Below are 12,414 nucleotides of genomic sequence, written 5' to 3'. Positions count from 1 at the left end.
TATGTTGTTGTTCCTAATGATACTGAATCAAAGTAATAAAAACGAAATTAACGGCGTGAACATAATATGACGAACATTCTTGATGACTATGCCCTGGTAAGTCCGTTAAGGTACCGAAATAACTGGCTAAAACTTACTATAATTACTTTTGGTCTGTTAATGGGAGTTTCTTCACAATCCTTCATTCTTCCTTTTACTGTAGCTTTTTGTATGAGTTTTGCAACGGTTTATTTTGCGAAGATCCCTGCCGGATTTTACCTGAAACTCTTGTCTGCTCCTGCTGTTTTTGTGATCTTAAGTGTTATCATCATAGCATTTTTCTTTGGTTCCGGAACTGAACTATTCGGGTTTGATGTTTTTAGTTACAGGTTTGGAATAAACACAGGTGGACTTGATATGGCATTGCTGGTATTTTCAAGGACACTCAGCGGTATGTCATGCCTGTTCTTCCTTTCACTGACAACGCCTATGGTGGAATTGTTTTCAGTCCTGAAAGCTACAAAGTTACCTGATTCTTTAATTGAGCTATCAATGATGATGTATCGTTACATCTTTGTTTTTCTTGAGGTTGCATGGGGTATCAGGTATGCACAGTCCGTAAGGCTTGGATACAAGGACTGGAGAACCAGTCTTAATTCACTTGCCATGCTTGCAACAACTCTTTTCATAAGATCATGGGAACAGGGAGAGAAGATCTTCATTTCCATGAGTGCACGTTGCTATGATGGAAGAATCCTCTTCTTTGAGGAAAAAAGGCCCGTCAGGGCAACGGAATTGATACTCACAGGTACCTACTTTTCCGCAATTCTGGTGTTATGGTATCTGACCAATGATATTTCTATATTCTAAAGGTCTCTGAGGTAAAAATGATGATATTGGAAACAAAAGGCTTGAAGTATTCCTACCATGATGGGACCCAGGCTGTGAAAGGCGTTGATGTAAAGATTAAAAAAGGTAAAAAGATAGCCTTTGTCGGAAAGAATGGTTCCGGTAAATCAACACTTTTCATGCTGTTGAACGGTACCCTCAAACCTAAAGAAGGCGCGGTATATTTCCATGGCAAACCTATGGAATACGATGCAAAGTCCCTGCGTGAGGTACGAAAAAGTGTTGGTATTGTCTTCCAGAACTCTGATGACCAGATATTTGCCCCTACAGTCTATCAGGATGTAGGTTTTGGTCCCACTAACCTTGGTTATTCGAAAGAAGAAGTTGAAGAGAAGGTCAATCATACCCTCGAATACATCGGTATAACCGAATTCAAGGATAAACCACCCCACCATTTGAGTGGAGGACAGAAAAAGAGGGTTGCCATTGCAGGTGTCTGTTCAATGGACCCCGAGATCATGATCCTTGACGAACCATTAGCGAACCTCGATCCTGTAGGCGCGGATGAGATCCTTGATCTGCTGAATGAATTAAATCATAATGGTACCACCATGATAATTTCAACTCATGATGTGGAACTTGCCTACAGCTGGGCAGATTACGTATATTTCATGACAGAGGGGAACATAATAGGCGAAGGCCTGCCTGAAGATGTTTTCAGAGATGCTGAACTTTTGAGGAAATCATATCTAAGACAGCCTCGCACGCTGGAAATATATAGCGAACTTGAAAGAAGGAACCTTGCCATCCGTAACAGGTTCCCAACAAGTGTTCCTGAACTGGTAAATTCCTTCAAGCCTCCTGAATTGATGTGGATAGAAGTATCACCTGATGTAAAAGAAGGCGATATTATTAATCTTGGTGTTATGCACGGAGAATATGCTATCAGCAGTCCTTATGAGGCAGTTAATGCAAAGGTTCTGCACATCCATCCGGAAGGGCATGCTATTGCAGAAATGACAAGGCATGGCATCAAGTCCGGCGGTATTGTCATCTATAACACGGATATTTATGACGAGGAATCTTTCCGTAAAGTTGTCGCTGAAGAAGATATTGACAGTATAGGTGCAATGGGTAAAAAGAGCAAGACACTTGCTGAAAATAACCTCATCGATCTGAAGATAACTTCCGGTGTCATCGATAAATCCATACTGATGGCACTTTGTGGTAAGAGATCCCTGATAATGACATCTGGTGGAATGGTAGAACATGCTGTAAAACGTATTGACGAATATGCAGAGAGCAGTGGAATAGCCATTCAACTTTCTCTTGCAAATATTGAAAGGGACGAATTGGATCTTTAAGGCCTCTCCCTCTCGACTATTTCATTTTTCTTTTCTATTTTTTTCATTTTGTATCAGTTATACCGGTAGCTTTCTGGATATAATTAATGATACAGCTAATATTTGTAGGATGAAATGAATAATTTACATGGGTGTTTCCCACAGAAATAGCTTCAAGGGGTTAAGCTGTGACAGATGCTGGAAATGAAGATTGTATACAATGTGGACGATCTTTTTCTGAAAATTGCAACAAGAAGTTGATAGAACAGGTTATGACAAAAGATGTTGTAACGATCCATGAGGATTATCCGTTAGATGAGATCCTGAATATTTTTAGCAAGCATCATTTTCATACATATCCTGTGGTGAATGACAATTATGAACTTGTGGGCATAATCGATCAGGATGTAATGCTTCGTATCCTTCTTGTGGAGAGAACTCCAAGACTGGATCACACACATCATGCTGCAGTGGTAGCCCAGGGTGAGACAGCAAAGAACATAATGATCCCTCATCCGGTATCGATGTCTTCAAATGAGCCTCTTTGTGAGGCAGCTGACATGATGCTCAAACACAAGATGGACCGTGTTTGTGTTGTTGAAGATGGGAAGCTTGTAGGTATCATATGCAAACCCGATATCCTTAAAGAGGTATACAAGTTAAGAGGTTCTGGGTAATGGAAGTTCTCTTCTATATACTGATGATCCTTCTTCTGGCAAAGGTCTTTGGTGAACTGTTCGAAAGAGTTGGCTTTCCTTCCATCATTGGTGAATTGCTTTCCGGTGTGGTCCTTGGGACATTTCTGATACATCAGGAATCAGAGATCATCACATTCCTTGCTGAAATGGGAGCTATTTTCCTTTTGTTCACGGCAGGCTATAAGGAAGTACATCTTCGCGACCTCAGGGAATCGTTCAAAAAAGCATCAATAGCAAGTATGTCCCAGATACTTGTAGCCTTTTCTGCCGGTTTCCTGCTGGGTATGTATTTCCAGTTCAGCACTCTGACGAGTGTCTTTATGGGAGTTGCATTCAGCCCTACCAGCATCGGGGTAGTTGTCAGGACATTGATAGATATGGATTACCTGTCAAGCAAACCCGGTTCCATGATGCTGAGCTCATCGATATTCGATGATATCATCGGCATATTTCTTCTCTCTATTGTAGTTACCATGGCAACATATGACCAGTTCCCTTCAGCTGTGCAGATACTGTTCATTTTGTTAAAGATAGTTGCTTTTGTGGCAATAATGCTCATTTTCAGGGTAAAGTTCTTCCCTGTGCTTTTTGCCTATGTTCATAAAATGCACATCAAGGAGTCCATCTTTGCATTTGTAATAATGGTGGCTCTTTTTTCCGCCTATCTTGCGGAGGTCTTTGGTCTTCATGCTGTGATAGGAGCTTTCATTGGAGGGGTAATGATCTCGGATATCTCACATGCAAAGATCGAGCATGTCCAAAGTAAAGTAACCGGAGTTGCATACGGTATTTTTGTACCGATATTTTTTGCGTTCATAGGACTGTCTGTAAATATCGCCACTTTACAAACGGTTGGCCTGTTCTCTTTTGCTGTAGTCTTCCTGGCTCTTGCCGGCAAGCTGGTCGGAGGATTTGCAGGAGGCCGACTTATTGGGTTTGACAATTATGACAGTCTGATATTCGGGGTAGGTGTAATGCCAAGGGCAGGAGTGGAGCTGGTTCTGATATCGATTGGAAAGGAACTGGGTATCATAGGTGATGATATATTTTCAGCCATTGTCCTGATGGTCGCAGTGTCTATTTTCGTATCTCCTGTACTTCTGAAAATGGCGATACAATCTAAAGAGAGAACAAAATCGATCAATACTTAAGTTCATCAGACAAATAAGAAATTAAAAGTGTTATTTTAGTGGGGATAATCTATGGGATCTAATATATCAGGTAAAAATAATGACGATGTTTCTGAAAGTGCATTGGGTAAGGTTCTTGACAGAAAAGAGACACTTGAAAGAATAATAGATAATAGTCCGGTCATTGCTTTTCTATGGACGGCGGACGATGCCCCCGAGGAAAAGTGGCCAGTTGAATATGTCTCAGGCAACGTAAGTCTTCTTGGTTACACAGTAGAGGACTTCGTATCCGGTCGTCTCCTTTATGCCGACATAGTCCATCCGGATGATCTGAAAATGGTGGAAGAAGCTCTAAAACAGCGTTGCAGGCAAGGGGGAGATTTCTTTGACCAGGAATACAGGATTATTTTAAAATCCGGCGATGTACGGTGGGTCGATGAGAGGACCTATATCCAGCGTGATGATGCTGGGAAAGTGACCCATTACCAGGGTACTATTTTTGATATAACAGAACAAAAGTACAATGATCTGGCCTTCGAGGAATCCCTGAAAAAACAAAGGTCCCTGGAAGATATCATTAACAATAGCTCTACAATGGTTTTCCTGTGGAGGGCGGAGGACTTCTGGCCTGCTGATTATGCTTCTGAGAATGTTTCAAAGCTTGGCTATTCTGTTGAGGATTTCGTACTTGGACGCATTGTTTATGGTGACCTGATCCATCCCGACGATTATGAGATGGTAAAGGATACACTTGCAGAAAAGTGTGAGGATGGAAGTGATAACTATACTCATGAATATCGTGTGATAACAAAAGATGGGAAGTTATTGTGGGTAGATGAGAAGACCTTTATTCTGAGGGACAGGCATGGAAATCCAACTCAATTCCAGGGAATTGTCCAGGATATCACAAAGCAGAAAGAAAGTGAGATCGCACTCAAAGTTGCACTGGAACAGCAGGCTGAACTGCTGGACAGGAAAAAAGCACTTGAGACTATTGTCAATCACAGCCCTGTGGTCGCTTTCCTCTGGAGAACGGACCTTGAGGATGAAAAAGAGCTGTGGCCCGTTGAGTTTGTTTCAGATAACATAACCCAGTTCGGATATACTGTTGATGATTTCCTGTCAGGGGATATCCTTTATGGTAACATAATAAATCCTGAGGACCTGGCTGAGGTACAGATGGAACTTTCGGACATTTGCAGGGAAGGTGGCAAGGTCTTCGTCAAGGAATACCGGATAAGCACAAAATCGGGAGAAGAGCGATGGGTAGAAGAGAAGACATTTGTCCAGCGCAATGATGAAGGAGTTGTGACCAACTATCAGGGCGTTATCCAGGATATTACGGAACGCAAAGAAAGAGGCTGCTAACTTAAAAGCCCCAAAGGGAAAAAGAGATAGCAGATGTTAAATGTAGAATTAAAATGGTGTGAAAAAGGGGACGAAGTCAGTAATCGACTTCGTACCTGAATCCGAACTCTACACTATAATCAAGGAAGAAAGCTTTTGTTGGTTCGACTTTTATTATCCTGTTATCCGGGTTCTTTGGCATATCTGCTGCAAATGGGTATTTTTCCATCACTAACTGGAAATACGTCTGCATCTCAGCTTCATCTGTAACAAAAGATGCGTTCCCTTCCATCTGTATACCTGTTATGTTGAACACATCGAGACTGTCTTCATCAACAGTGAATGCAACTGAAGGATTCTTTTCTATATTCTGGTATTTTCTTGTGTCCTTGCCTGTTCCAAAGTAAACAACAGGTCCCGCTGAGGCAAAGCCCATGCTGTGAACCATTGGTTTCCCTTCAGGACTTACAGTAGCAAGATTCAGGTATGGATGATTTTTCAGGTATTCACTTATACGTTCTTTGACCTCTGAATCACATTGGCATTGCATAATCGTTCCTCATTTAATTTAATTTAATTAGATGTTCTATCAACTTCATTAATGGTAAAAAAAGATGGGATGTTAAGTTATTTAGCTTTAGCTAAAGAGATTTTGAAATAACAAGTCCGGGTCTTTCTGCTAATTCTGGTGGCAAATTAAGAAATACTATTGTAACATATTTTATTCTGAGTGGGTGTCCTGATGGATTATGAAAATGCTGATATTGATTCTGTTCTTGCGGACCTGAATACTTCAAGAGAGGGCCTTTCAGAAGAAGAAGCAGCAAACAGGCTGCTTGAATATGGTTTTAATGAACTGGAAGAAAAAACAAAAGTGACTCCTCTTAAGGTTTTAATGAGGCAGTTCGCGAATTTCATTGTCTGGGTACTTCTGGCAGCAGCCATCATCTCATTAACAATAGATGAGGTTGTGAATTTCTGGGTAATCGTGATCATCATTGCTTTTGTTGTAGTTCTGGGATTTGTTCAGGAGTTCAAGGCCGAAAAAGCCATGGAAGCTCTCAAGAAAATGGTCCAGACGGAAACTCATGTTGTAAGAGGCGGGGTTGTGATCAAGATCCCTACATGGAATGTTGTTGTAGGGGACGTAATGGTCCTGGAAACCGGTGACAAGATCGCAGCTGATGGCTTTGTTTTTGAGATACAGGGTATTAAAGTCGATGAATCCGCTATTACCGGTGAGAGCATGTCTGTGGAAAAAGGAGCAGGCGATCTTATCTTTTCCGGAACACAGATAGTCCATGGAAAATGCAGGGCGATCGTCACTGCTGTGGGTATGCAGAGCAGGCTTGGAATGATCGCAGGCATGATACAGGAGAACGAGGCCCGGACACCTCTCCAGGAAAAAATATCTGACCTTGCCAAAAGTCTTGCTATTATTGCCCTTGTTGCATCAGGTCTTACTTTTATGCTTGGTTACTTTACTGGTGCACCCACTGAAGAGATGCTGATAATAGCTCTTGCACTGGCAGTAGCAGCGGTTCCCGAAGGTCTGCCTCTGACCATGACGATCACACTGGCATATGGTATGCACCGAATGGCAAAACACAATGCGATCGTCAGGAAGATGCTTGGTGTCGAGACCCTGGGTTCCACAACGGTGATATGTACCGATAAGACCGGAACGTTGACAAAGAACGAGATGACCGTCCAGAAGATATTTGCCGGGGGGGAGTTCTTCGATCTTACCGGGGTAGGATACGACCCGGAGGGTTTCCTGTTAAAAGATAATGAAGACGTGGAGGTTGAGCAGAACCACACTCTTGGTATGTTATTAAAAGCAGCAGCATTATGCAACAATTCCTCCATGATCCAGCGACAGGGCAGGTGGGATGTGGTAGGTGACCCTACTGAAGTCTCATTGATCGTTGCAGCGTCGAAAGCCGATATCTGGAAAGATGACCTGGATTCTGAGTATGAAAAACTGCATGAGATCATGTTCACATCTGAAAGGAAGCTCATGACTACCATTCACAAGACCGATGAAGGTAGGATAGCTTTCTGTAAAGGTGCACCGGAATTTGTTCTTGAAAAATGTGTATCCATTGAAGGGGATGATGGTATCCATGACCTGAACGATGATGATCTGGCCAGGATATTAGATCAGAACACCGAGCTTGCACGTTCTGCATACCGTGTGCTTGGAATATCATACAGGAACCTTCCTGAGGGTTTGCCTGTAGAGGACTCCGAGAACAAGTTGACATTCCTTGGGCTTGTGGCCATGATTGATCCTGAACGGAAAGAGGCGAAGGATGCGATAGCCCTTTGCAATCAGGCAGGTATCAGGGTCGTGATGATAACCGGGGACAATGAGGAAACTGCAAAGGCTATCGGGAAGAAGATCGGGTTGTCTGCTGATTATGATGGTACTGTGGATCAGATGGACGGTAAGCTCAGGCACATTATAGATGATGGCGCTATAACAGGAAGTGAGCTCCTGTCCCTTGATGATGAGGAATTTGATTCTGTTGTTGAAGGTGTCAGTGTCTATGCAAGGGTCATGCCTGAACAAAAGCTCAGGATCGTGCAGGCACTGCAAAACCGGGGTCATGTTGTTGCAATGACAGGTGATGGCGTCAACGATGCACCGGCATTGAAGAAAGCTGACATCGGCATCTCTATGGGAATTAAAGGTACTGATGTTGCAAAAGAGTCCAGTCTGATGGTCTTGCAGGATGATAATTTCGAGACAATAGTGGAAGCTGTAAAACGTGGTCGTGGTATTTATGAGAACATCGAGAAGTTCACAACCTATCTGGTATCAAGGAACTTTACCGAGGTAATTCTCATATTGCTGGGAATAACGCTTCTGGGATTTGACCTGATCCCACTTCTGGCGCTGCAGATATTGTTCATCAATATGTTCGACGAGATCATGCCTGCAATTGCACTTGGTCTTGATCCGATAAGGGATGAAGTGATGTATGAAAAACCTCGCAAGCCAGGGGAGAGAATACTCAAGAAAAGAAATCTGTTACTGGTGGTAAGTATTGCTTTGGTTATGGGTATGGTATGCTTCCTTGTATTCCTGTTCTCTGACCCTGTGGGTAACATCGAAAGGGCGAGAACTATGACCTTTGCGACAATCGTCAGTATGATACTTTTCATTCCATTCGTGTTCAGGTCGCTGACAAGATCTGCTTTTAGCGTTGGTCTTTTCACTAACAAATTAATGCTTGCAGGTGTTGCCAGCACATTCCTGCTGACACTGACGGTGATGTATGTTCCATATCTTGGGAATATATTCGAGCTTGTAGCTCTGGGTCCGGCTGAATGGATCGTTCCGATCTCCGCAGCGTTTGCAACACTCTTTATTGCTGAAGCGATAAAGAAAATACTGGCAAGTAGCAGAATATGAATTAGAGTAAATCTAATATATGGCTCTGGTCAATATAATGCACGCTTAAAAAAAGAATTTAGATTTATCAATCGGTGAAGTAAAATGAACTACAGATGTCCATTGTGTGAAGGAAGGATGAATCGCTGGAGATATCCTACTGTCAAAAGACACGACAATTTTGGTCGCGCACTTGTAATCTACAAATGTATAGAATGCGGAAACGAAGAAACCTATCCCGATCTCTGATATTTTCGCAGGTATTTTCAGGCATCTTTAGAATATTTGCAAAGATGCCCGAATTTTTCCTTTATACCATTACAGTGACAATAGTTTATCAGAATGAAGATGGTGCATACACTTCTTCGTGTGGGTGTATCACAAAGCCTTCTGAAGTAATATCATATGGGTGTAGCTTCTTGCTGTGGTCTGAACCACGCATTTTGAATACTTCAATAGTGCGGGTGCGGACCGTTTCACGCATATCGTAATGAAGTACGAAGGTACCGTCTGTTACGAAGGTCTCCACACCGAACCTTGCAGGCTCCTTTTCATTTATGATCTCACATGTCATCATTGAGGTCAGTCCGATAACTTCCAGGGTCGTACTGAGCTTGAGGAGTTCCACACGGATCTTTGCAGGATCGTGCAGGTAGAAACTGATGGAAGTCGTAGAGTCGATAAGAGCTCTTTTTGCATTGATCTCTTCCTGACTGGCAATTATCTGGTCCATCATTGAGCGAGTGTCAAAAGGCCTGACATCGACATATTTTTCCTGTGATGGAATACCGATCTTGGTGGAACATGCATCGATGATGATAAGTTTACCTTCATCTTCCAGTGCCTGAAGGTCCCATCCGAATTTCAGTACATTCTCCCTTATCTGTTCTGGTCTCTCTTCTGTTGCGACGATAATACCGTTCTCGCCGTATTTTGTAATACCATTATATATGTACTGGACAGAAAAGTTTGTTTTTCCTGCACCGGATGTACCTGATATAAGGTATGTACGATCGCGGATAATTCCTCCCCCACAAAGTTCATCAAATCCGGGGATGCCGGTCTTGACCCTGTTCATTTCATCTTCCATTGATATTTCTTCAGAGGCTGATCCTTCGAACATGTATATTTTCACTCCTCATTATATTAGTATGCACACGGGTTGAAGCTCTTATCTGTCAACTATGACACATTTGAACTATTACTGGTAATTATATGACACAACAGGTTATACTGTTATTATCATAATAATTAACACGCTGTACATATAAATTTATTGAGGATAGCTGCATATTACAGCATTGGTCATAACAACAAAAAAGCTGATGTTCACAATATCGACAATCTACGAATTATAATAGGTGATTTTTGAGCGTTTTATATTAAATCCCCTGAATAATCTTCGACATTTACCGTCATTTGCATCGATATTTACCTTTGCATTGCGATAAATGTGTTAAATAGGACCACAAAAGATTTAATAGGCAATTAACTTATTAGACAGTTGTAATCCAATATGACGGGATTAAGAGGGTGATTATATCTCCTTCGGCAATGGACGAAACTTCGTGCATTGTTTGGAGGACTGATACACGTTAATACGTTTATCTTGATTCTCACTCTTGATATATTTAAAATAATGGAGGAAAATAATGAACAAATTTTTAGCAATCGCAATGGCTGCTCTCATGGTACTGAGCTTTGTATCAGTAGCAAGTGCTGCAGATTCCGTTGAGATTCGCGGTGAAGTCACATCAGCTGACCCATTCACATGGAATGCAAGCAACTTTGCTGGCTTCTGGTTAGATCTTGACACCGGCGAATCTTCTGAGAACCTGACCCTTAACATCTCTGGTACTGACATTCCTGAGGATGTTGGTGTTGTCTACAATGCAGCACCAGTAGCTGATCAGGAACCAGAATTTGAATTTACTGTAAATGAAAGCACAGCTACACTTTTCACCTATGACAAGATCGGATTCCTTGCTGAGGAATACTTCGTAGTTGCAGGCGATGTAGCAACACTTTCCAAGATCCTCATGGACGATGACACCAGTTACACTCTTAGAACCGGTGAATCTCTTGAACTCGGTGACGGCTATTCAGTCACACCAAAGCAGATCGATGTTGACGGTAACAAGGTATGGCTCGACCTTACCAAGGACGGCGACTTCGTAGAAGACAAGATCCTCAGCACAGACGTCAACAATGCATATGAGAAGACCTGGTACTTCCAGATGGACCTCAATGACAACGAAGACGTTGATGTAATCATGGTCCACGTTGACCAGGTATTCCAGGGACAGGTTGACAGCCTCTGTGTTATCGACGGTCTCTTCCAGATCTCTGATGATCCACTCGTCCTTGAAGATGACGATGAGTTCGGAGAACTTACTGTTACAGGTCTGAATGGTCTTATTACAATGACCAATGAGGACAATGAGCTCGATATGCCAGATGACGACACCCTCTCACTCACTGAAACCATTGGTATCAGGGCAGACGAGGACACCGACAGGTGGTATCTCTTTACTGAGTTCACAGAACCTGGAACTTACGAGATCCGTGGTGAAGTCACATCAGCTGATCCATTTACCTGGGATGCTGACAGCTTTGCTGGCTTCTGGTTAGATCTTGACACCGGCGAATCTTCTGAGAACCTGACCCTTAACATCGATGGTACTGACATTCCTGAGGATGTTGGTGTTGTCTACAATTCAGCACCAGTAGCTGATCAGGAACCAGAATTTGAATTTACTGTAAATGAAAGCACAGCTACACTTTTCACCTATGACAAGATCGGATTCCTTGCTGAGGAATACTTCGTAGTTGCAGGCGATGTAGCAACACTTTCCCAGATCCTCATGGACGATGACACCAGTTACACTCTTAGAACCGGTGAATCCCTTGAGCTCGGTGACGGCTATTCAGTCACACCAAAGCAGATCGATGTTGACGGTAACAAGGTATGGCTCGACCTTACCAAGGACGGCGACTTCGTAGAAGACAAGATCCTCAGCACAAGCGTCGACAATGCATATGAGAAGACCTGGTACTTCCAGATGGACCTTAATGACAACGAAGACGTTGATGTGATCATGGTCCACGTTGACCAGGTATTCCAGGGACAGGTTGACAGCCTCTGTGTTATCGACGGTGTCTTCCAGATCTCTGATGATCCACTCGTCCTTGAAGATGACGATGAGTTCGGAGAACTTACTGTTACAGGTCTGAATGGTCTTATTACAATGACCAATGAGGACAATGAGCTCGATATGCCAGATGACGACACCCTCTCACTCACTGAAACTCTTGGTATCAGGGCAGACGAGGACACCGACAGGTGGTATCTCTACACCGAAGCAACAGTTGACGGTGACGATGAAGAGCCTGTAGAGCCTGTAGAGCCTGTAGAGCCTGTAGAGCCAACAGACAATGTCACTGAGCCAACAGACAATGTCACTGAGCCAACAGACAATGTAACAGACAATGTAACAGAGCCTGTTGATGAGCCTGTTGATGAGCCAGTACCTGGTTTTGAAGCAGTCTTCGCAATTGCAGGTCTCCTTGCAGTAGCATACTTCGTCAGAAGGAACTAAATAACTAAAATTTAAGAAGGGTGCAAACCCTTCTAACATTTCTTTTTTTTGTCAGGGTTTTCGATAAAT

10 protein-coding genes are annotated in these 12,414 nt (G+C 42.7%); 8 read left to right on the top strand and 2 right to left on the bottom strand.

What is annotated here, in order from left to right; translation table 11 throughout:
- The first annotated feature begins 66 nt into the window (after nucleotides 1–66).
- The 5 genes from cbiQ (at nucleotide 67) to E7X57_RS02305 (ending at nucleotide 5,367) form a co-directional block, all read left to right on the top strand.
- On the top strand, nucleotides 67–849 hold the full coding sequence (gene cbiQ / locus E7X57_RS02325) for a cobalt ECF transporter T component CbiQ (protein ID WP_135610121.1): 783 nt from the start codon (nucleotides 67–69) through the stop codon (nucleotides 847–849).
- A 17-nt stretch (nucleotides 850–866) separates the two neighbouring features.
- Nucleotides 867–2,192, top strand: a complete 1,326-nt coding sequence (locus E7X57_RS02320) for an energy-coupling factor ABC transporter ATP-binding protein (RefSeq protein WP_135610119.1) — start codon at nucleotides 867–869, stop codon at nucleotides 2,190–2,192.
- 167 nt (nucleotides 2,193–2,359) lie between these two features.
- A complete protein-coding gene (locus E7X57_RS02315; RefSeq protein WP_244603567.1) occupies nucleotides 2,360–2,848 on the top strand; it encodes an HPP family protein in 489 nt (162 codons plus the stop codon).
- Nucleotides 2,848–4,020, top strand: coding sequence for a cation:proton antiporter (locus tag E7X57_RS02310; protein ID WP_135610117.1), 1,173 nt, complete (start codon nucleotides 2,848–2,850; stop codon nucleotides 4,018–4,020). The genes E7X57_RS02315 and E7X57_RS02310 overlap by 1 nt, the downstream gene beginning before the upstream one ends.
- A gap of 51 nt (nucleotides 4,021–4,071) precedes the next feature.
- Nucleotides 4,072–5,367, top strand: coding sequence for a PAS domain-containing protein (locus E7X57_RS02305; RefSeq protein WP_135610115.1), 1,296 nt, complete (start codon nucleotides 4,072–4,074; stop codon nucleotides 5,365–5,367).
- Between the two features lie 76 nt (nucleotides 5,368–5,443).
- Here E7X57_RS02305 and E7X57_RS02300 read toward each other — a convergent pair whose 3' ends face one another.
- Nucleotides 5,444–5,896, bottom strand: a complete 453-nt coding sequence (locus tag E7X57_RS02300; protein WP_135610113.1) for a pyridoxamine 5'-phosphate oxidase family protein — start codon at nucleotides 5,894–5,896, stop codon at nucleotides 5,444–5,446.
- 192 nt (nucleotides 5,897–6,088) lie between these two features.
- On the opposite strand from E7X57_RS02300, the gene E7X57_RS02295 reads away from it, so the two are divergent.
- Nucleotides 6,089–8,767, top strand: coding sequence for a cation-transporting P-type ATPase (locus tag E7X57_RS02295; protein ID WP_135610111.1), 2,679 nt, complete (start codon nucleotides 6,089–6,091; stop codon nucleotides 8,765–8,767).
- Between the two features lie 84 nt (nucleotides 8,768–8,851).
- Nucleotides 8,852–8,995, top strand: coding sequence for a hypothetical protein (locus tag E7X57_RS12355; RefSeq protein ID WP_167880861.1), 144 nt, complete (start codon nucleotides 8,852–8,854; stop codon nucleotides 8,993–8,995).
- Between the two features lie 88 nt (nucleotides 8,996–9,083).
- Here the strand turns inward: E7X57_RS12355 and E7X57_RS02290 are convergent, their stop codons facing one another.
- Nucleotides 9,084–9,869: an ATPase domain-containing protein gene (locus E7X57_RS02290; RefSeq protein WP_135610109.1), complete on the bottom strand. Its 786-nt coding sequence runs from the start codon at nucleotides 9,867–9,869 to the stop codon at nucleotides 9,084–9,086.
- A gap of 529 nt (nucleotides 9,870–10,398) precedes the next feature.
- Between E7X57_RS02290 and E7X57_RS02285 the strand changes: the two genes are divergently transcribed.
- Nucleotides 10,399–12,345: an S-layer protein domain-containing protein gene (locus E7X57_RS02285; RefSeq protein WP_135610107.1), complete on the top strand. Its 1,947-nt coding sequence runs from the start codon at nucleotides 10,399–10,401 to the stop codon at nucleotides 12,343–12,345.
- Nucleotides 12,346–12,414: the final 69 nt, after the last annotated feature.

It is taken from the genome of Methanococcoides sp. AM1, assembly GCF_900774055.1.
Taxonomy (GTDB): Archaea; Halobacteriota; Methanosarcinia; order Methanosarcinales; family Methanosarcinaceae; genus Methanococcoides.
The sequence above is the reverse complement of the archived record's forward strand: the minus strand, read 5'-3'. Positions and strand labels throughout refer to the sequence as shown.